The organism is Natronorubrum marinum, from assembly GCF_052040125.1.
Classification (GTDB): Archaea; Halobacteriota; Halobacteria; order Halobacteriales; family Natrialbaceae; genus Natronorubrum.
On record NZ_JBPPFV010000001.1, the window covers coordinates 366,043 to 385,831 of the forward strand.

Annotated in this window: 21 protein-coding genes and 1 pseudogene; 11 read left to right on the top strand and 11 right to left on the bottom strand. The window is 64.8% G+C overall.

Annotation, left to right across the window (positions count from 1 at the left end):
* Window positions 1-92 precede the first annotated feature (92 nt).
* Complete coding sequence (locus ACSFC5_RS01850; protein WP_440763569.1) at window positions 93-941, top strand: DNA primase; 849 nt, start codon at window positions 93-95, stop codon at window positions 939-941.
* Window positions 942-1,046: 105 nt separating this feature from the next.
* Here ACSFC5_RS01850 and ACSFC5_RS01855 read toward each other — a convergent pair whose 3' ends face one another.
* Entirely contained in the window at window positions 1,047-1,316 is a 270-nt protein-coding gene (locus ACSFC5_RS01855; protein ID WP_440763570.1) for a hypothetical protein, read from the bottom strand.
* A 186-nt stretch (window positions 1,317-1,502) separates the two neighbouring features.
* On the opposite strand from ACSFC5_RS01855, the gene ACSFC5_RS01860 reads away from it, so the two are divergent.
* Both ACSFC5_RS01860 and ACSFC5_RS01865 read left to right on the top strand, forming a co-directional pair.
* The gene (locus tag ACSFC5_RS01860; RefSeq protein ID WP_440763571.1) at window positions 1,503-1,643 is read left to right on the top strand and encodes a DUF7560 family zinc ribbon protein; all 141 of its coding nucleotides are present in this window, start codon (window positions 1,503-1,505) and stop codon (window positions 1,641-1,643) included.
* A 138-nt stretch (window positions 1,644-1,781) separates the two neighbouring features.
* Window positions 1,782-2,240 (top strand): NUDIX hydrolase, encoded by a 459-nt coding sequence (locus tag ACSFC5_RS01865; RefSeq protein WP_440763572.1) that lies wholly within the window; start codon window positions 1,782-1,784, stop codon window positions 2,238-2,240.
* 32 nt (window positions 2,241-2,272) lie between these two features.
* Here ACSFC5_RS01865 and ACSFC5_RS01870 read toward each other — a convergent pair whose 3' ends face one another.
* The 3 genes from ACSFC5_RS01870 to ACSFC5_RS01880 form a co-directional block, all read right to left on the bottom strand.
* Window positions 2,273-3,712 carry a ribonuclease FAU-1 family protein gene (locus tag ACSFC5_RS01870; protein ID WP_440763573.1) on the bottom strand — a complete coding sequence of 480 codons (1,440 nt, stop codon included), beginning with the start codon at window positions 3,710-3,712 and terminating at the stop codon, window positions 2,273-2,275.
* Between the two features lie 55 nt (window positions 3,713-3,767).
* Entirely contained in the window at window positions 3,768-4,145 is a 378-nt protein-coding gene (locus ACSFC5_RS01875; protein WP_440763574.1) for a DUF7532 family protein, read from the bottom strand.
* 113 nt (window positions 4,146-4,258) lie between these two features.
* Window positions 4,259-4,423, bottom strand: a complete 165-nt coding sequence (locus ACSFC5_RS01880) for a hypothetical protein (protein WP_440763575.1) — start codon at window positions 4,421-4,423, stop codon at window positions 4,259-4,261.
* 128 nt (window positions 4,424-4,551) lie between these two features.
* Between ACSFC5_RS01880 and ACSFC5_RS01885 the strand changes: the two genes are divergently transcribed.
* From ACSFC5_RS01885 to ACSFC5_RS01895, 3 genes are all read left to right on the top strand, one after another.
* On the top strand, window positions 4,552-5,559 hold the full coding sequence (locus tag ACSFC5_RS01885; protein ID WP_440763576.1) for a PrsW family intramembrane metalloprotease: 1,008 nt from the start codon (window positions 4,552-4,554) through the stop codon (window positions 5,557-5,559).
* 92 nt (window positions 5,560-5,651) lie between these two features.
* Window positions 5,652-8,033, top strand: coding sequence for a DUF8593 domain-containing protein (locus ACSFC5_RS01890; protein ID WP_440763577.1), 2,382 nt, complete (start codon window positions 5,652-5,654; stop codon window positions 8,031-8,033).
* A gap of 98 nt (window positions 8,034-8,131) precedes the next feature.
* Window positions 8,132-8,482 (top strand): hypothetical protein, encoded by a 351-nt coding sequence (locus ACSFC5_RS01895; RefSeq protein ID WP_440763578.1) that lies wholly within the window; start codon window positions 8,132-8,134, stop codon window positions 8,480-8,482.
* 9 nt (window positions 8,483-8,491) lie between these two features.
* On the opposite strand, the gene ACSFC5_RS01900 is transcribed toward ACSFC5_RS01895, so the two are convergent.
* Window positions 8,492-9,097 carry a riboflavin synthase gene (locus ACSFC5_RS01900; protein WP_440763579.1) on the bottom strand — a complete coding sequence of 202 codons (606 nt, stop codon included), beginning with the start codon at window positions 9,095-9,097 and terminating at the stop codon, window positions 8,492-8,494.
* Between the two features lie 133 nt (window positions 9,098-9,230).
* Between ACSFC5_RS01900 and ACSFC5_RS01905 the strand changes: the two genes are divergently transcribed.
* Window positions 9,231-9,482, top strand: a complete 252-nt coding sequence (locus ACSFC5_RS01905) for a DUF7533 family protein (RefSeq protein WP_440763580.1) — start codon at window positions 9,231-9,233, stop codon at window positions 9,480-9,482.
* 385 nt (window positions 9,483-9,867) lie between these two features.
* Window positions 9,868-11,204, top strand: a pseudogene (locus tag ACSFC5_RS01910) (hemolysin family protein).
* A 426-nt stretch (window positions 11,205-11,630) separates the two neighbouring features.
* Here ACSFC5_RS01910 and ACSFC5_RS01915 read toward each other — a convergent pair.
* From ACSFC5_RS01915 to ACSFC5_RS01930, 4 genes are all read right to left on the bottom strand, one after another.
* On the bottom strand, window positions 11,631-12,779 hold the full coding sequence (locus ACSFC5_RS01915) for a M24 family metallopeptidase (RefSeq protein ID WP_440763581.1): 1,149 nt from the start codon (window positions 12,777-12,779) through the stop codon (window positions 11,631-11,633).
* Window positions 12,776-14,641, bottom strand: a complete 1,866-nt coding sequence (locus tag ACSFC5_RS01920) for a UvrD-helicase domain-containing protein (protein ID WP_440763582.1) — start codon at window positions 14,639-14,641, stop codon at window positions 12,776-12,778. The genes ACSFC5_RS01915 and ACSFC5_RS01920 overlap by 4 nt, the downstream gene beginning before the upstream one ends.
* Window positions 14,642-14,746: 105 nt before the next feature.
* Complete coding sequence (locus ACSFC5_RS01925) at window positions 14,747-14,905, bottom strand: DUF7563 family protein (protein WP_436345784.1); 159 nt, start codon at window positions 14,903-14,905, stop codon at window positions 14,747-14,749.
* Window positions 14,906-15,122: 217 nt separating this feature from the next.
* Window positions 15,123-15,308, bottom strand: coding sequence for an HVO_0416 family zinc finger protein (locus ACSFC5_RS01930; protein ID WP_440763583.1), 186 nt, complete (start codon window positions 15,306-15,308; stop codon window positions 15,123-15,125).
* A gap of 168 nt (window positions 15,309-15,476) precedes the next feature.
* Here ACSFC5_RS01930 and ubaA point away from each other — a divergent pair, with 168 nt between their 5' ends.
* The gene (ubaA, locus tag ACSFC5_RS01935; protein WP_440763584.1) at window positions 15,477-16,319 is read left to right on the top strand and encodes an SAMP-activating enzyme E1; all 843 of its coding nucleotides are present in this window, start codon (window positions 15,477-15,479) and stop codon (window positions 16,317-16,319) included.
* Between the two features lie 37 nt (window positions 16,320-16,356).
* Here ubaA and ACSFC5_RS01940 read toward each other — a convergent pair whose 3' ends face one another.
* The gene (locus ACSFC5_RS01940) at window positions 16,357-17,313 is read right to left on the bottom strand and encodes a hypothetical protein (protein ID WP_440763585.1); all 957 of its coding nucleotides are present in this window, start codon (window positions 17,311-17,313) and stop codon (window positions 16,357-16,359) included.
* 155 nt (window positions 17,314-17,468) lie between these two features.
* Here ACSFC5_RS01940 and ACSFC5_RS01945 point away from each other — a divergent pair, with 155 nt between their 5' ends.
* Together ACSFC5_RS01945 and ACSFC5_RS01950 are read left to right on the top strand one after the other, a co-directional pair.
* Window positions 17,469-18,248 (top strand): endonuclease/exonuclease/phosphatase family protein, encoded by a 780-nt coding sequence (locus tag ACSFC5_RS01945; RefSeq protein WP_440763586.1) that lies wholly within the window; start codon window positions 17,469-17,471, stop codon window positions 18,246-18,248.
* 76 nt (window positions 18,249-18,324) lie between these two features.
* On the top strand, window positions 18,325-18,981 hold the full coding sequence (locus ACSFC5_RS01950; protein WP_440763587.1) for a phospholipase D family protein: 657 nt from the start codon (window positions 18,325-18,327) through the stop codon (window positions 18,979-18,981).
* A 6-nt stretch (window positions 18,982-18,987) separates the two neighbouring features.
* Here ACSFC5_RS01950 and ACSFC5_RS01955 read toward each other — a convergent pair whose 3' ends face one another.
* Entirely contained in the window at window positions 18,988-19,773 is a 786-nt protein-coding gene (locus ACSFC5_RS01955; RefSeq protein ID WP_440763588.1) for an SDR family oxidoreductase, read from the bottom strand.
* Between the last annotated feature and the right edge of the window lie 16 nt (window positions 19,774-19,789).

The following is a 19,789-nucleotide window of genomic DNA, read 5'->3' on the forward strand; positions in this document are numbered from 1 at the left end:
TATTTGAGGAAATAATTTTTTGATATTTCCGTCCAATTCGTGATACTGTTCTGGATACTGATAACTATATCTGGACGGGCTGTCGATCGCGTATGGTCGATTCGACCAATAGACGTGCGTTCCTGGGGGGTAGCGGACTGGCTATCGTCGGTCTCAGCGGCTGCCTCGGCAGGTACAGTACCGAATCGGAGACGAACAGCTCGAACGCCGAACCCGCCGACGGTGAAAATCACGATCGAACGCTCCAGTGGGACGGACAGGGGAGCGAGCACGCGACGCAGGACTGTCCCGGGGAACGAGGATACTGGAAGTGGGTACTCACGCGGGGCGGCCCGACTGCGATCGAAGCCGGTGCGGTGCTCACAGTCGAATTCGGGGACGGGAGCAGCGAAACGGCGGACGGATACTTCCCCGGGGGAGGACAAGGTGCCGTCCACTTCGACGTTTTCAGAGAGGATGGCGGAACCGTCTCGAGCGCGCACGTCGAATTCAACGGGGGTGGCAATAACGCTCTTCTGACGATCAGTGAAGGCTATTGCGTCGAAGACCCCGAAGACCCGGAAGACCCGGAAGATCCGGAGGACCCTGAAGAACCGGAGGATCCCGAAGACCCCGAAGAACCGGAGGACCCGGAGGACCCTGAAGACCCCGAAGAACCGGAGGATCCCGAAGACCCGGAAGACCCGGAGGATCCCGAAGACCCGGAAGACCCGGAAGATCCTGAAGAACCAGAAGACCCGGAAGACCCGGAAGACCCCGAAGAACCAGAAGACCCGGAAGATCCCGAAGAACCGGAAGACCCCGAAGAACCAGAAGACCCGGAAGATCCCGAAGAACCGGAAGACCCCGAAGAACCAGAAGACCCGGAAGATCCCGAAGAACCGGACGAACCCACGAAGAAAGAACAGAAGAAGAAAGAAGCGAAGAAGGACTCGAACTAACCCGCGACGCGGCTAACGAGTCAGGAGCGAGCCGACGAACTCGGCGCCGTACGCCGCTGGTCCTCGAGCCCACCCGACTGTCGAGAGGACCGACCGGTAGACGCCCTACTCCGTCTCGCTCTTCGTGACTCTGAACTCGAACTCGAGCTGTCCGCTCGTCTTCACGTTCACGCCGCCGAGTTGCTCCGAGATCTGTTCGCGCGCTCGAGAGCTCGGTTCGACGGTCACGGAGACGCTGTCGCTGTTCGTGTTGTAGGAGATGTTACCCACCGTCACGTCGAACTCGAAGAGCGTCGGCACCTCCTCTCTAAGCTGGTCGCGGACGTCTTCGACCTCGGACCGAACGGTTGCCATCTCCTCGTTTAACGTCGTCATCGGCGGAGGTAGCTGCCAGCCGTGCTTAACCGTGTTCCTTGCTCACGTACTGCATTCATACGTTCGGCGGATCGGGGCCGTGAAATCTCGAGCGGCGCTCGTTTCGGGCCGCTATATACTCCCCTCTATATCTGGGTACCTGCCCTATCCCGACCGAGAGGGTACTCTGTCACAGGAACGAGACCCATGTCCACCCAAACCTACGAGTTCACCTGTCCGGACTGCCGGCGATCGATTCCAGTGACCGGCCCGATGCGCGACGCGACGCTGTCGAGCGGGTGTCCGATCTGCGGTCGGTCGGTGGCCGACGTCCACTTCGGAACGTGACTCCCGACGCGTTTGACTCCGCACGGAGTGTCCAGACGGAATCGCGAGCAGATCGAACCGGGGCGAAAAGATCCTTAGTCCCATTTAACACCTTTTGGGAGTGGATTTTTATATGGCGTCGGTGTGTATTTCTACGTCATGAATAACGTTACGTACGTCCAGAAAGCGTGTGCGTACATCACGCGCCAGACGGGCGAATTGCTGGTCTTCGACGGACCAGGCCACGACGGGTTACAGATTCCGAAGGGAACGCTCGAGCCCGGTGAGTCGCCGCGCGAGGCGCTGTTTCGGGAGGTTATCGAGGAGAGCGGTCTCGGGACGCTGAGTTCGACGAGCCATCTGACGACCGACGTCTGGACGCGCCGCGAGTCGCCGCCGAAGCGCTACGTCCGTCACTTCTTTCACTCGACGGTTCACGAACCTCGAGACCGGTGGACCCATACGGTGACCGACGGCGGCGAGGAACACGGGGCCGAGTTCGACCTGCATTGGGTCCAACCGACGACTGCCCGGGAGTTCGCCCTCGATCTCGACGACTACGTCCACCTGCTGCCGAACGTGACGCTCACCAACGACGTCGCGACGGTCTCGGACTGAGGTCGCTCTGTCTTTCGCCTGCCAGTTCTCCGTTACTTCGAGAGCGCGCGCTCGACGGCCTCCGCGACGCCCCTCGCTTTCTCGGCAAGTTCGTCCGAAACGTGGCCGTCGGCCACCGCGGCCTCGAGTTCGTCCGCGTCGACGATTTCGACCGTTCCGTCGGGCGTCCGGACGACGTCGATGTAGAGGTCGACGTACCGCGCCGCGTCGGGGAAGAGTTCGACCGGCGTACAGACGTTGACGTAGGTTCCCTTCGCGGTACCCTGCTCGTCTCTATACGTCGTCGGATACCACCACCGGCCCTCTCTAAGCTTCGTGACGGCGACGTCGCCGTCCTCCTTAGGGACGCCGAGCGCGTCGTACGTCCCGCCGCCGCGCATCGAGCGCTCGAGGGTCACCGAGCCGTCCCCGTTCCAGTCGGTCACCTTGCCGCGACCCAGCGAGATGAGTCGGCCGTCGGGCTTGCCGTGCCCGATTCCGATCCGATTGCCCGACACCGGACCGAACTGTTCGGCGACGGCGGCGAAGGGAAACTCGCCGTCGGCGAGATCCGTCTCCGAACCCGCGGAGCCACAGACGGCTTCCGCGAAGTCGACCGCCGCGCTCGCGGCCCGGTCGGCGGCTTTAGTCCGATGGTGGCCCGGCATCGTCGTCTCGACCTCGCGGCGGACCGCGTCCAGCGCGAAGCGCGTTTCGCGGCCGAACCAGCACCACGTCGTCGTCCGCGGTGTAGCGAGTTCCCCGGGCTCGCCCGGCTCTTCGGGCGTCTCCGCGAGCGCGTCCTCGAGCGCCTGCACCCGTTCGATCGCCCGCTCGAGCGCGGTTCTCATCGCCTCGAGGTCGGCGTCGGCGGCCGCGTGCTGCCAGCGCAGGCCCCAGCCGTCGGGCACGTCGACCGAGAGCAGGTCGGTCATCCCGACGAGTTCGTCGGCTCGCTCACCCCGGAGTGCCGCAGAAACGCCGGTCCGATCCCGCGAGAGCGTACAGAGTCCGCCCCTTACTTCGAGTGTCGGAACGACCCGCGGATCGTCGTCGCTCCACGGGGGCGTGGGCTCGCGGACCTGCACGCGATAGCGGTCCCCCGCATCGACGTAGCCGTCGACGTCGTCGTAGTGGAGGTAGCCGCGTCGGCCGTTTCCAAGGTCGACCGTCGCGCCGCCTCCGCCCCCGGCGTCGATCACTTCGCAGTCGAAGACCGCGCCGCGCGAGACGGCGTCCGCCCAGCGGAAGGCGTCGATTGCGAGCCCCTCGAGTTCGTTCGCGACCGCGTCAGCGGCGTCGGATTCGCCCGATATCTCCACGCCCTGCCTGTCGCGCGTCGTTTCGATCCTCACGTCTGCCGGCGCGGTGTCGAACGAGTCGTCGAATCGCTCTCGAATCGGCTCGGAAGCCTGTACGACCTTGACCCCGTTCTCGCCGAGCAGTCGCGTGATCGCCGTCGTGTAGATGCCGCGGACTCGAGCGGTCGTCATCGATTCGCCCCTCCGTGCGGTGTGTCGAAAGATTCCTCGCGTGCAGACACGGCGATCACTCTAGCGTCTCGCGGTCGGGTGCGAACCGCACTCGAGCGTTGATCGTCGGACCCAGCGTCAGTTCGATCGTTTCGTCCGGCAGCACTCGGCCGTCCTCGACGGAGACGCCCCACGTGTCGAATCGGAGCCAGCCCCGCATCTCGTTCGCGTGCGTCGTGAGATCGAGGTAGTCGACCGCGTGCTCGGGGTAGTTCGACGCCGAGTGGGCCATATCCATATCCGAGTAGACGGTATCGTGGGCGTCGAAGAACTCCTCGAGCGCCGCCGCGTCGGTTTCGACCGCTTCGACGACCGCTTCCGAGGCGGCCCGGAGGTCGTTGGTCTCGAGGCCGACGTCCCGGAGCGCCTGCTGCGTTCGCTGATCGAAGTGCATGGCCGTCGGTTGGGTGGGGAAGCCTTTGTGGATTCCGAGTCCGCGCCGGAGCGATGGCTCGGCAGGAGTTCGGCTCCGATAGTAGAACGCGTCGCCCGAGTTCGGTAGTCGGCTCAGTCGTCGGCCGCGAGACTCTCGGTGCTCTCGGCGGACAGCACGGCGTCTTCGGTGTCCGTGCTAGCGTTTGTGGCTGTGGCGTCGGCCTCAGATCGATTCTCGTCGGTCTCGTCCGGTCCCGGCGGCGCGGTGTAGAGGATCCCTCGGCTCGAGTTGAACATGGTTGTCGATCGAGTATCACAAGTGGACACTGATAAGCGCGATCCTTATATGGGTCTTGAGAGTGAATATCATACTAGGTTCGTTTCCCCGCCGAACGCTTACCGGAGGTGACGTTGTAGTGGCATGCATGGATCAGCGACGAGACTTGGTCGAACGGGCCGACGAGCAGTCGCGAGACCTTCAGGAGGTCTCGACGTGGGAACCGCGAACGGTCGTCGATCGCCTCGCGTACGTACTCTACAACGCGGTCAACTACGGGTTACAGACGATCGTACTCGCCGTCGCGCTGGGGATCACCCTCCTCTTGCTCGTCCAGCCGGCGGTGCTCGTCCTCGAAGAGCCGTCGCTCGCGCTCTTCTTCGGGCTCTCGGTGGTTCCGGCGGCGTTGCTCGCGGCCTTTATCTGGTACACGGACATCACGACGAATGAACCGTTGGGTCTGGTAGTCGCCACGTTCCTCCTCGCCGTGCTCTTCGCAACGTTCGCGGCGGTCGTGAACTCCGCGATCGGACCGCCACTGCAGTCGATCCCCTTGATCGGTACGGTCCTCTTTTTCTACCTGATCGTCGGGCCCGTCGAGGAGGCGGTAAAACTCCTCGCGGTTCGCGTCTTCGCCTACCGCAGCGACACGTTCGACGCGGTCATCGACGGCGCGGTGTACGGCGCGATCGCCGGACTCGGATTCGCCGCGATCGAGAACGCCATCTACATCGCCAGCACGGTCGCGACGGCCGAGGTCGGGACGATCACCGCCGCGACCGGCATCGCGACCGTTCGGGCGCTCGTGGGTCCCGGTCACGTCATCTACTCCGCGATCGCGGGCTACTACCTCGGGCTCGCGAAGTTTAACCCGGAACACGCCGGGCCGCTCGTCGCGAAGGGGCTCCTAATCGCCGCGTTCGTCCACGCCACGTACAACACCACGGTCGGCATCGTCCCCGAACTCGTCGCGGCCTCGTACCCCATCTCCTTCGAACTCGCGTTCGTCGGCTACGTCATCTTGTTCGACCTCGTCGTCGGCTACTACCTCTACCGGAAGATCGCCCGCTACCGTCGGACCTACCGCGCGGTCAGGGACGACACTGGTACACCGGCGAAGCCGGAACTGACCGAGTTCGAGCCACCGCGCCGCTGACGGCCGATTTCACCGACGCGACCGTTTGGCACGTTCGCGGCCCCGCTGGTGCAGGCACCACCGGCTTGCCTCGCAGTGGCGCACTGTTCGCTATGAGCGCGACCTTTACAGACGACGATCTCGAGAAATCCGTCGAGAACGCGAACGGCGAGGTGATCGGGACCGTCACGGAGATCGAAGCGGATACCGCCCGCGTCGAACCCCGCGCCGGGCTCGTCGACTCGATCAGAGCCGCACTCGGCTGGAACGAGACCCACGAGGACACGCTCGAGATCCACGAGGAGTCGGTCGACGAGATCTCGAGCGAGGCGATCCGACTCGAGTCGGAGTCGGTGGCGGACCTCGAGGACGGATCGACCGAAATCGACAGCGAGACGGGCCAGTCCGAAGCGCAGGATCCTGTTGGCGAACAGGACACGGCTGCCGAGCGGGATACGACGGAGGAACTCGACGACCCGCCGACCCACGACGCGACCGATCGATCCGCGGAAGCCGACCGGACGGTCCCGGTCGAGAAGATGGATCAGCCTCCCCTCGACGAAGAAGCGGCAGCCGAGACGCCGGACGAACTCGAGGAAACGGAGACGTCCGACGATCCGAATCAGGAAGATCCAACTGACGCGTTCAAGGATCCCGAGGAGATTCCGACGAGCGGAATGACGGGGGAGGACGGCAGCGACGACACGAGCGACGCGCTCGACGAAACGGCTGGAGGGACCGAAGCGGAATCGTCGGCCGGAGCAGGCGACTGGGGCGACGCTGAACCGGAGACCGGATCGGCCGAACCGGACGAACGGTTCTCGCCGGACACGATGAGCGGCACTCGATCGACCGAGTCGCCCGGCGAGATGGACCGCGCTGGCGTTCAGGACGAACCGGCGGGCGAAACCCCGGAACCGATCGACGAGGAGGAGTTACTCGACGATATGGCACCGAGCGAGGATTCGGACGCCGACGCTACCGACGCTACCGACGCTACCGACGCTACCGACGGTGCCGACAGCGCTGACGGGGGTCCAAGCACGGAACGGGCCGCAGATTTCGAGACCGCCGACGACGTGGACGCTGACGACGCGAATACCGACGGTCAAATCGAGACCGCAGAGACCGAATCCGAAACCCCAGGGACTGATTCGACCGACGAGACGGATTCGACCGACGAGTCCGATCTAACCGACGAACTGGACGCCGGCACCGACCTCGAGTCGGTCGCAGACGCCGACGATTCGGACGGACTGGACAGCGACGAGTCCGATGGACCAGACGACGGCGAGATGGACGGTCCGACGGAAACGGATGACGTGGCCGACGAGATGGATTCGGGCGTCGATCTGGCGGCGGCCGCGGAGCTGGACGATACCGACGATCTCGAGTCCGTTGGCGGAGAGGACGAGACCGAGGAGATGGATTCGGGCGTCGATCTGGCGGCGGCCGCCGAGTTGGACGATACCGACGATCTCGAGTCCGTTGGCGGAGGGAGCGAAACCGACGAGATGAATCTGGCCGACGAACTCGACACCGGCACCGATCTCGAGTCGGTATCGGAGTCGGACTCCGGTGGAGCGAGCCCGAGTGCGGACGGGCGGCCGGAGACGGAACTCGATCCCGACGTCGACGACCACGCCTCGAGCGAGGCGGACCCGCGGCCGGAAACCGAACTCGAGTCGGCGGAATCGGCTGCGAGCGACGAGTCGGTGGACCCCGCTGTCGGCGAGACGGCAGCGATCGAGGAACGCGAGGAGGCGGCCAGCGAAATCGTCCCGAGAGTCGATATCGAATCGGCCGTGGAACCGGACGATCAGCCGACGGCCGACATCGACCCAGACACGCTCGCCGGTCGAGACGCCGATGACGAATCGGCAGCCGACGAAGTCACTCGACAGCGAGTCTCCGAAGACGAGATCGACCCGGATACGCCCGCAGATCGGGCCGCACGAGAGCGAGTGGACGACGACGAAACGGCTACAGCGACCGACGCGGAGAGCCGCGATCGAGATCGGTCCCGATCGAGTGCTCCACTCGCGGCCATGCTCGCCGCACAGCGGGCGACGATGACGGGTGGCCAGGAACTGGTCAAGCAGGGCCTCACCGCCCAGCAGCGAGCCGCTCGAGCCGCGATTGAGGCGCCGCTGCTCGCCCAGCGTCAGGGAGTCGAGAACGCCCAGACGGCTACGCAGCGCTACTTCGACGCCGTTTCCGGGCTGATGGACGTGGAATCCGGTGACTCCGGCGAACAGCAGTCGCTGAGCGAGGCGATCGACGAACTCGAGGCGGCCCACGGGAGGCTCCCGGACGAGGACCTCGCCCAGCAGCTCGTGGACCACCTCGAGGAGCTCCGATCGCTGCAGGAGCAGTTCGGCGACGACGTCGAACGGGAGAACGAGCAGGTTGCGGAACTGCTCGAGCGACAGGCCGACCTGCTCGAGCGCTGTCGGAAATCGCTCGAGACGGGTCGCGAGCAGATGGAGCGATAGGTCACCCGCAGTCGGCCGAGTGCAGGACGCGATACGACTCGCGGTTATCGCGGACCGGAGCGCAGTATATATCCCAGCAGAAATAGTAGGATTTCGCGATGGTCGCAATCATCGGATCGGTCGTCGCGTTCGTCGTCGCACTGCTCGTCGGTGGATTAGCGATCTACGCCGGAGCATCGATCGTCGCCGACGTCGATAACTACTCCTACGCGGTCGTGACCGCACTCGTCGGCGCGATCGCGTGGGCGCTGACGGTCTGGATCCCGCTGTTCGGGCCGCTGTTCGCGCTGCTCGCCTGGATCTGGGTCATCAACTGGCGATATCCCGGCGGTTGGTTCGACGCCGCCCTCATCGGGCTCGCAGCCTGGGTGTCCGCGCTGGTGATCCTCTTCGTGCTCAACAGCGTCTTCGGACTCGGCGTCAGTGCGTTCGGCGTTCCGGGCGCGTAGAACCGATTCTCAGTCGAAGCGCGCCTCGAGCAGCCGTTCGACGTACTTCGCGAGCACGTCGACCTCGAGGTGGACCGGATCGCCGACGTCCTTGTCGGCGAGCGTCGTGAGGTCGTAGGTCGTCGGAATGATGGCGACGGTGACGCGACCGGTCTCCTCGTCCAGATCCGCGACAGTCAGACTGATTCCATCGAGAGTAATCGATCCCTTCTCGACGACGTAACGGCCGTACCCGTCGGAGAGTTCGAACTCGAAGAACCAATCCTCTTCGACGGATTCGATATTCGACACCGTCGCGACCGCGTCGACGTGGCCCTGCACGACGTGGCCGTCGAACCGGCCGTCGGCCGGCATCGCGCGCTCGAGGTTGACTACGTCGCCCTCCCGGATATCGCCCAGATAGGTCCGTTCGACCGTCTCGGTGGCGAGGAAGACCTCGAACCACGCTCGCTCCTCGAATCGTTCGACGGTGAGACAGACGCCGCTGACGCTGATGCTCTGGCCGCGCTCGAGTCCCGTCGCGACCTCGTCGGCGCCGATCCGAAGCCGCAGGCCGTCTTCGGTGCGCTCGCGTGCGACGATCTCGCCGGTCTCCTCGACGATTCCCGTGAACATACCTTGACGTACCAGCGGACGGATAAAGACGTTCTGAACCCGTCATTCGTTCCAGTTCTGAGACGCGGTCGTCGAGTGCGACCGGCGAATCCAGTCGCCGTCCTTTTGTCCGTACCCGCGCTAGTACCGCGCAATGACCGGTATTCTCGATACGATCAAACTCGCGGGGACGCTCGTCCTCGCGATTCCCGCCGCGCTCGCCGGCCTCGAGTTCCTGCTCGTTCGCGGGGAGACGGCGACCGGGGCGATTTTGATCGTCCTCGCCGTCACGCTCGTGATCGTCCAGCACCGCGTGACGCTGCCGTCCGACGTTCCCGGACTCGTCGCCAAACGGATCGCCGGATCGGTAACGGAAGACGACTCCGACGAGACGGAGGCGCCCTGAAGGCTGCAACGCCGCCTCCGATACGGCTTCGGCGTGACTCCCGGTGCAATCGAAACCTGACAGGGTCCCGCTCGTACGGTACGCTTCGGCGCGGGGTGGTTGGTAAGGCGCCTATCCGTGACCCGGTTGGAGGCCGCATCGTTTAGTCAGTTCGCACCGTATTCGCGACTATGTTCTACGGTCGTTCGCCGCACGGACACGGTCTGCGCGTCGGTTCGCTTCTCGAGGGAAGTGGCAGTAGAACGACTATCGGATCTGCTGTTTCGGCTGGAATCGGCCGGTATCGCTCGAGAGACCGGTCCGTCCGCCGATCAGTTCACTATGACGAGCAGCCGTTCGGCCGTCACGATCAATCGCTCGGTCCGGTAGCGTCGGGAGCCGATCGATGGTAGACGTTCTGGTTTCCGTCTCCCGACTGTTGGCCGCGTTGATACTGGTCGTCCTGAACGGATTCTTCGTCGCCGCGGAGTTCGCCTACGTGCGGGTCCGATCGACGGCCGTCGAATCCCTCGTCGAGGACGGGCGACCGGGCGCCGGCCAGCTACAGGACGCGCTCGGGAATCTGGACGACTACCTCGCGGTCACGCAACTGGGGATCACGGTCGCTTCGCTGGGACTGGGATGGATCGGTTAACCGGCGGTTGCAGCCCTCATCGAGCCGGTTCTCGAGTCGATCGTTCCGGCCGGGCTGATCCACGTCATCGCCTTCGCCCTCGGCTTCGGCTTCATCACCTTCCTCCACGTCGTCTTCGGGGAACTCGCACCGAAGACGATCGCCATCGCCCAGGCCGAACGGATCGTGCTCCTCGTCTCCCCGCCGATGAAGGTCTTCTACTACCTGTTCCTCCCCGGAATCATCGTCTTCAACGGGACGGCCAACTTCTTTACGAAACTGGTCGGCGTTCCGCCCGCGTCCGAGACGGAGGAGACGCTCGAGGAAGAGGAGATTCTGATGGTGCTTTCGCGCGCCGGCAGGGCAGGCCACGTCGACGCGGAAGAAGTCGAGATGGTCGAGCGGGTCTTCGAACTCGACGATACGCCCGTCCGCAACGTCATGGTCCCGCGGCCGGACGTCGTGAGTGTGGCCGCGGACCGCTCCCTCGCAGACCTGCGGGCGCTAATCCTCGAGGCGGGTCACACCCGCTATCCGGTCGTGGACGCGGATGACTCCGACCGCGTCGTGGGGTTCGTCGACGTCAAGGACGTGCTCAGAGCGATCGAGTCGAAGGGCGACGAAGACGACGTCACGGTCAGCGATCTCGCCCGCGACGTCCCCATCGTTCCGGAGACGAGCCAAATCAACGATCTCCTGGCCGTGTTTCAGGAGAACGAGTGCCAGATGGCGGCCGTGATCGATGAGTGGGGGCGTTCGAGGGGATCGCGACGGTCGAAGACATCGTCGAGGAGGTCGTCGGCGACATCCGCGACGAGTTCGACGCCGACGAGCGAGAGCCGTCGATCGACCGACGCGACGACGGAGCGTACATCGTCGACGGCGGCGTCCCGCTCGACGAGGTCAACGAGACGCTCGAGACGGCGTTCCAGATCGACGAATTCGGCACGATCGGCGGGTTGGTCCTCGATCACCTGGGACGGGCGCCCGTCGTCGGCGATCGGATCGCGGTGGACGGCTACGTGATGGACGTCGCGGCCGTCGACGGCGCGCGGATCTCGACGGTCGTTGTTCGAGAAGCGGCCGCCGAAGAAGAGTCGACGGCCTGATCGACCCCGGAGCGTCTGACCGTCCCGCGAATAGCCACGTTGCAAACCGACGCTCCGGAACGTTCCGCTGTCGTTCTCGGACGTGTCGCTACACTCATCGATAGGCTGGTGCCGAGCCGTTCGAACGCCAGACCGACGGGAAGGCCGATAGCACGCGCGGTCACTGCTTACGACGATTGCCCGTTGCAAGCCGGCGAGCGGAGCCGTATGTCTCTCCGGCGGTCCAATCGAATAGGGGGAATTCGATGGCGATGTCAGCGCTAGCACTCCGAGTCCGCAAAATCGCCGGCGCCATAATTGAAATCGCCGTGGACGCCGACAGTCGGCTGACAGGGTCGGACCGCGATCGAGACAGCCGAGCGCGAGCGCCCGGACGACTTCGACGGGAAACGCCGTTCCACGTGTCCCAACGTCGCCTTCGGCCGCTCACTCGAGCAGCGCCGACGGTTCGAGCGACCGCGACGGGGCCTCGAGGTACGTCGCTCGGTCCCCGTCTTCGCCTTTGACCAGGAGGTCGGCGATCCGAAGCCACGCCCCGTCGTCGACGCGGACGGCCGACTCGAGTCGGACGACGCTTCCGGGTTCGATCTGATCGCCGCCCTCGAGCGGGCGTTCGCAGGGTTCGAGACCGACGCCGAACGCCCGCGTCCGGATGTCGTCGCCCTCACCGAAGCCGAACGCGCGGACCTCGGCCTCGAGGTCGGCCTCGACGGCGGTGACCGACTCCGTGCCCGCAGTCACCATCGCGGCCGCGGAGCGAAACGACTGCGTCGCCCCGACGTGGGCCCGGCGCTCGCTGCCGCCGTCGCCGTCGACGACGAGCGTGCGGACGAGTCCGGCGTGGTAGCCGTCGGGGCCGCGGGGAGCCGTTTCGAGGACGATCGGTTCGCCCGCTCGAAGGGGCTCGTGTTCCGCATCCGGAGTCGAGGGCGTATGCCCCGGATCGGGGTTGACGACCGTGTTTCCCGCGGGAAACGCGCCCGCCGAGACGATGGCTTCGTCGATGGTCGTTCGGAGTCGGGTCGGCGTCACCGGATCGCCGTCGACCGCGAGAGTGCCGTCCTCGAGCGCTGCGTCCGCGAGCAGCGACGCTGCGCCTCTAACGCCGGCGCTCGCGGCGGCCTGTGCGTTCGCGATGCGGTCGCGCTCGGCGTCCGTCTTCGTCGCTCGAGCGCGCTCGAGGACGTCCGTCGAGGCGAGATCGAAGCCCGCCTGCTCGAGGTAGAGCGCGGCGTCGTGTGGCACTCGTGCGGGCGTGAGGGCCGTGCCCGAGTTAATCCGTTCGGCCAGTCGAGTCGCGAGCGCGTTAGCGGGGTGAGTGGCCGCGTCTCGACCCGACTCGACGAGCCACTCGTCCCCGTCGAACGCGACGGCGACCGTGGACGTGCCACAGTCGGTGCGCAAATCGTGCTCGAGGGTCGACAGACAGTACCGAATGGCTGCATCGTCGTCGGTCCCGACGTGAACGAAGGTATCCGCGTCGCGGCGCTCGAGCGCGTCGCGAACCGTCGACTCGAGGTGTGAGTCGACAGTCTCGCTCTCGAAACCGCCCGCAGGTAGCTCCGCGTCAGTCACGGCGCTTCGGCTTCGATCTCCTCGCCGTCGGCGTCCGCCGGCTGCTGGGCCTCCTCGATCAGGTCCTCGAGCGGCGTCTCGAGGAGTTCGTTGTGGAGCAGGACGTCGATCGGAAGCGTCGGCGCGCCGTCGACGAGGTTCTCGAGCAAGACGAGTCGTTCGCGGGCCCGGGACATGCCGACGTAGAAGACGCGGCGTTCGTTGTCGGTGAGGACGGGAACCGGCGAGGTCGTCTTGGTGAACTCCTCGCAGCCCGGAATCGCCGTCGGGTCGTCGACGGTCGCGACCATCTGCTCGACAACCTTTTCGGTGAGGTCGGTGCCGACGATGACGTGGTCGGCCTCGCGCCCCTTCGCGGAGTGGATGGTGCCGACGCGGACGCGGTCGGTCTCCATCTTCGAGTACTCACCGATGGCGAAGTAGGATTTGACGCTCTTCTTTTGGAAGTTGGTGACCTTTCGGAGCATGTCCGAAGCGGATGCTGGACCGGGCATGAACGGGACGTGATCCTGGATGACCTCGGCGGGGATCATGAGGTCCTCCAGGTCCTCGATGCCGGACTCCTCCTGACGCTCGTCGATCTCGTCGAAGAGCGCGTCGCGGTCGTTGGTGCCGAAGGCTGAATCCTGGAGCATATCGGCGAGGCGTCGGGCCTGCAGGCCGGTGACGTCCTCGCCCGCGTCGATCGCCTCGATGGCCCGGACGTACTGGGTGAGTCGGTCGGTCCACATTCGCTGGTCGGTCAGGGACGTAAACGGCATCCCCTCGGTGATGAACTCGTCGATGAACTGGAACATCTGGTAGCGCGCTCGGAAGAGCACCATGACGGTTCCCTCTTCGACGATGGATCGCCGAACCAGGCGCACGACGTCGAGCATGGAGGCGTTGCGTCGAGCCTCGACGGATCCGCCCTCCGTGCGCGGTTTGAGGTCCTTGTCCTGGCGCTTGTCGATATGGCGGATCTCCTTGTTGACCGCGTTAAGCACGTTCGAGGGGAGCCGATAGGAGTTCGGTAGAATCACGTCGTCGTCGACCTCCTCGTCGAGCAAGAGCGCGGGGTCGGCGCCCTGCCAGGAATAGACGACCTGATCGTCGTCGCCGGCGATCAGGACCTGTTTCATGTGCGGTTTCCACTCCTCGTAGACGTCGTACTGCAGCGTCGTGATGTCCTGAAACTCGTCGATCACCAGGTAGTCGACGCTCGGGAGCAGCGAACGCTGTTTCACGCGCTCGAGCATGTCCGCGAAGCCAATCTTTCCGTTTTCGCCCTTGTAAGCGCGCCAGCCGCGGATCGCTTCGGGGACGTCGATACGGTCGTCGTCGGAGGGCCACGTCGGCGTGTACTTGTTGCCCTCCTGGGCGTTCGGATCGATTTCGGGCGGGAGCCGAACCTCCTCTTCGTCCCACTGGAAGGGGACGTCGTACCAGTCGGCGACCTCACGGCTGGTCCGCTGGAGCCACTGACTCGTCGCGATAACCTTGTTTCCGATCGTGGTCGACCGGGCCGTCCGCCGGCCGGCGCCGCTGTACTCGTCTTCGTATTCGATGCCGAACTCATCGCAAAACTCTTCCTTGTCGGACTCACCGATGACGTCGCTTCGAGAGAGATCGAGCAGCTCGTAGGCCTTCGCGTGCATCGTACAGACGTTGCCCTGAAGCGCACGCGGACTCTCGTCGAGTCGCTCGGCCAATCGTTCGCGAACCTCCTGTGCAGCCGCTCGCGTGTACGAGACGACGAGGATATCCCGGAACGTCACACCGTCCTGTTCGAGGATCTCTTCGACGTGGTCGAGCAGGGCAGTCGTCTTGCCGCTGCCCGGACCACCGAACAACCGGGTCACCTTCGTCTCCGTAGTAGCCATTGTAGCTGTTCAAGGGCGCAATACCCATAAGTCACGTGGATTATCGTCGGCAAAAATGCCGATTCAGGTACCGATTTCGACTGCGAGCGACCGAATCTAACCGTTTCAGGGGTTTCGCGGGGAGCGGGCGGTTCGTATCTCGGCGCCGTCGCGTATCTTGTCCTGGCAGTCGGGACAGACCCGCGGGTTCTCGACACCGCGTGGGGTGAACACGCGAGCGTACGCGTCGGTGACGAACGCGTCGCAGTTTTGGCATTCCGGCATAGTGGTTCTCACTGAACTGTTGGGAAGCCACACATTATAATTCTATCGTGCGTTCGGGGAGGAAAATACTACGGGATAGCCGATGATCGCCGGCGTACTGGTACCACGGTGGCGTCGACGAGACTGTTTTCGAGGCCGCGGTCCCGTGGACCGAGCGACTGCGTCCGCTGTGGGACTCGAGTGCGCTCGGTACAGCGTGAAAACGAGGTGCGGTCGTTCAGACCGTCGGCTCCCAACCGCAGACGGTGCAGGTGCTGGCGGACGTATCGTGGAGGCCGCCACAGTCCGGACACTGCTTCTTGTTATACTCCTGGTCCCACCCGACCCGTTCTACAGCGTGACCGCGGTCCGTGAGGAATTGGTCGATGACGTCGTCACCGGCGTCACTGGGTGAGGTTGCCATAGGTGTGTCAATACCACCCACACTATTAAACTGTGTGGTCGCCCCATATTTCTGCCTCGACCCGATCGATACCCGCTATCGGGTGGCTGTTTCTGTCGATCCTCGGGCGGTTCCAGCGTCGCTGTGCTGACCAGCGGATTTTTCTCGGTCTCGGCCGAATAGCTACCCATGAGCGACCTGCGCCTCGATGCGACCCAGCTCGATCGTTACTCGAGACACGTGATCATGGACGAAATCGGGCCCGAGGGCCAGCAACGGCTGCTCGAGAGTTCGGTGCTGGTTGTCGGCGCGGGCGGACTCGGCTCGCCGGCGATCCAGTACCTCGCGGCGGCCGGAATCGGTCGCCTCGGCATCGTCGACGACGACGTCGTCGAACGGTCGAACCTGCAGCGACAGATCGTCCACGGCGATGACGACGTCGGCCGGCCGAAAGTCGAGAGCGCGGCGGACTACGTCGGGGCGCTCAACCCCGACATCGATGTCGAGCCACACGAGACCCGTATCACGGCGGACAACGTCGCAGAACTGGTCGAGGACTACGACGTCGTCCTCGACGCCAGCGACAACTTCGGGACGCGATACCTGCTCAACGACCACTGCGTGCTCACCGGGACGCCGCTCTCCCACGGCGCGATCTACCGCTTCGAAGGACAGGTGACGACGTTCACGAACGAACGCGGCGCGGAATCCGACACTGATTCGCCCTGTTACCGCTGTATCTTCCCCGAAGCGCCCGAGCCCGGTACCGTCCCCGACTGCGCGACGACGGGCGTCCTCGGCGTTCTGCCCGGCACCGTCGGCTGCATTCAGGCCACGGAGGTCGTCAAGTATGTCCTCGGCAAGGGTAAACTGCTCGAGGGACGGCTCCTCATGTACGACGCGATGGATATGACCTTCGAGGAGGTTCCGATGCGGTCGAATCCGGGTTGTCCGGTGTGTGGTGACGAGCCGGATATCGAGTCGGTCGAAGACGTGAGCTACGAGGGCAGTTGCGAGATTTCGGCGGATTAGTCGGCCGTCTTCGACCGTCTCTCCTCAGCCCAATTCGTTATCTGAACCGTTGAATCACGATCTCTCGAAGCTCGAGCGCGCCGATAAGCCCGATACAGGAGACGAACGCGGTCGTCCCGAGTTTCCCGCCGGAGCCGCCGAACGCCGGCGCGACCAGCAGAAAGACGAGTCCGGAGAGACCACCGGCAAGACCGACCGCGAGCGCTCCGTCCAGCCGTTCCGCACTCGACATCCCGACGAACGAGGCACAGAAGGCGACCGCGGCCAGCGTCGCCCCCACCTCCGGAACCGCGAGCGGGAACGCGATACCCGCGATCACGCCAACGACGCCGGAGCCGACGACGGCACCCCACTCGAGGCGAACGCTCAGGACGACGGTCGCAACGGCTCCGGCGACGGCCACCGGGACGATGAGGTGGGCGAGTTCCCACTGCGGGGTCCCCGACTCGACGAAGTCGAGCCCCAGCAGCGCCGCGGTCGCGAGACAGCCGAACATCGCGAGCGTCCCCAGCTTGCCGCCGACGCCGCCGAACGACTCCGTCGTCGCGACGAACCCGAGCCCGGTGACGACGCCCGCGAGGGCGACGGACTCGAGCGACCCGAACACCGCCGGCGAGGCCATTCCGACGAACGACCCGCAGTAGACCGGTGCGCCAACCTTCGGGACGGCGAGCCCGGCGGCCACTCCGACGAGCGCGGAGGCGAGCACGGGTCCAACGCCAGCGTGGACGCTTAGCGCGTAGGTGACGACGGCACCGATTACGACGGCGACGGCGTCGACGGCGTCAGTTCGGCCGAAGGCAGTCGGTTCGAACGCCTCGAGTTCGCGTCGGTGTTCTATCACGCCGGCGACGGCGGCGGTGAGCAGGATTCCGAGCTGGATTCCGACCGTTCCGCTCGGCGTCCCGGCCGGGGCGAGTACGGACCCCACGAGCAACGCGCCGGCCGTCAGTAGCAGCGCGAGGGAGCCCGCAAGCTGTGCCGGACGGTACACGAACCGAGAGACGGAGCGGGGGACAGAGAGGGTTACGGTTCGACTCGAGACCAGCGCTGGAGAACTCGACGCTAGTCTCGTTGGAGAAATAGTTATATCGAATACCCCCTGAGTACGACCGAACGAGCGGTCGATACGTCCGACGCTCGACGCCTATGAAAATCCTCTCCTGTAACGCCGGCTACCTGCTCGGATACCAGAACGTCCTCTGGGGGTACGTTCCGCCGCCGATCACCTCGCTGCTCGGCGACACCGACGTAGAACGGCGGAAACTCGACCAACTCGTCTCGCTCGTCGAGCGCGAGCGTCCCGACGTGGTCTCGCTCGTCGAGATCGACCGAGGCTCACACCGGACGGAGACCGACGGCCAGTTTCGCACGCTCGTCGACTCGCTTCGCAAGCGGAAGCTCGCGTACGAGGGCGACGTCGCCAACAAGTACGGCAACGGCGGGATCGTCGACTCGCTGCCGTTCTACGGCCACCTCGGAAACGCCGTGCTCTCCCGTTCGGGCCGTCCGACGACGGCTCACTACTTATCGACGGGACGAAAACGACTCGTCCTCGAGGTGTCGCTCGCGTCCGACATCGTCCTGTTCGTGGTCCACCTCTCGCTGCGCGCTCGAAGCAGGACGCTGCAGTTACGGGAACTCGCCGCGCTGATCGACGAACGGGCCCGCGGACGGGACATCGTCGTGACCGGCGACTTCAACACCTTCGACGGCACGGACGAATTGATCGAACTGACCGACCGTGCGGGACTCGAGCCGCGGATCCCCGGCGAGACCGTCCCGTCGCGCCCGCTCGACGAGCTGTTCGTCGACTCGCGGAGCCTCGACCTGTTCTGTTGTTCGCCGACGATCGACGTCGCACGTTGTGACGTACTCGACGTTCAGCTGTCCGATCACCGCCCGGTCGTCCTGGAAATCGACCGGTGACCGAGCCGCGAACCGTCCGTTCCGGCGATGGCCGGCGTACCCGACATTCAATACCGACTCGGTAGTGCTACCACCGATGAGCGAGTTTCAGACCGAACCGGCCGTTTCGTTGTTGGGAACCACCGACTCCAACCGACGGGTTCAGGAGGCGCTGGTCGACCTGTTCGCCGGCGACGGAAGGATCTACCTCGTCAGCGGCTACTTCACCTACCAGGGGTATCTGACGATACGGGACGAAATCGTCTCGTTTCTCGAGCGCTCTCGCGAGAACGAACTGGTGGCGATCGTCGGCCCCGCCTCCGACCAGTTCTCGGCGCGAATCGCCCACGACCTCTGGGCGCTCGACGACTACGATCAGGTGCGGCTGTACAAACAGCCTCGGGGACTCCACGCCAAACTCTACGTCCGCGACGGTCCGAATCCGCTCTGCATCCTCGGCTCGGCGAATATCACGCAGGTCGCATTCGAGTACAATATCGAACTGGGTCTCGAGATGACCAGAGAGAGCTGCGACCACCCGGACCTGCGACCGTTCCTCGAATGGGCTGAGGAAACCGTTGTAGCGTCGAAGCCGTTGCGACGGCGCGATATCTTCGGGCCGGTTCAGATCGGAAGCTCGCTCGTCAACTGGTCGCACAAGGCGCGGCTGCTTCCGCCGCGTAACGTGGTGCTCAGAGTGGTTCCCGTGCTAATCAGTATCGTGGTGCTCGCGAGCCTCTTCCGATTCGTCTGATCCGTTCTAACTCCGCAACAGTCCGCCGTCGATGGGAATCGCAACGCCGTTGACGAAACTCGAGCGCGGGCTCGAAAGCACGGTCACGATGTCGCCCAGTTCTCGAGGCTCGCCGATGCGGTCCATCGGAATCTCGCTCGCGAGGTCTACCAGCCCCTCCTCGTAGTCCTCGTAGACGCCGCGCTCGATGTTCGCCTCGATGAGTTCCTCGATTCGGGGCGTCTCGATCGTCCCCGGCAGCACCGCGTTGACGCGAATCTCCGGAGCGAACTCGCGCGAGACCGTCTTGACGAGGCCGGTCACGCCCCGCCGGACGGCGTTCGACAGCAACAGGCCGTCCGCGACCTCGCGGACCGTACGCGACGTGATGCAGGTAATCGAGCCGTAGTCGGACTCGAGGAGGTGCTCGTGGGCTTCCTCGATCGTCCAGACGGCGCTCATCACCAGCAGGTCGTAGGCCTGGTACCAGTCCCGTTCGTCGGTCTCGAGGAAGGTCGTACTCGGCGGCCCGCCCGCGGACGTGACGAGGTGATCCAGCCCGCCGAAGGCGTCGACCGTCTCGCTCACGAGATGGGACACGTCGTCCGGATCGGTGATGTCGGTCGGCGTGACTCGCACCGCCCCCGCGGCCGTCTCGCTGATCTCCTCGCGGGCGTCCTCGAGTCGCTCCTCGTCGCGCCCACAGAGCATCACGTTCGCGCCCTCCTCGGCGAGCGCCTGCGCGCTCGCGAATCCGAGGCCGCTCGAGGAGGCCGTCACCAGTGCGCCGTTCCCGTCGAGATCGAGTTCCATACTCGTCCCCACGGCA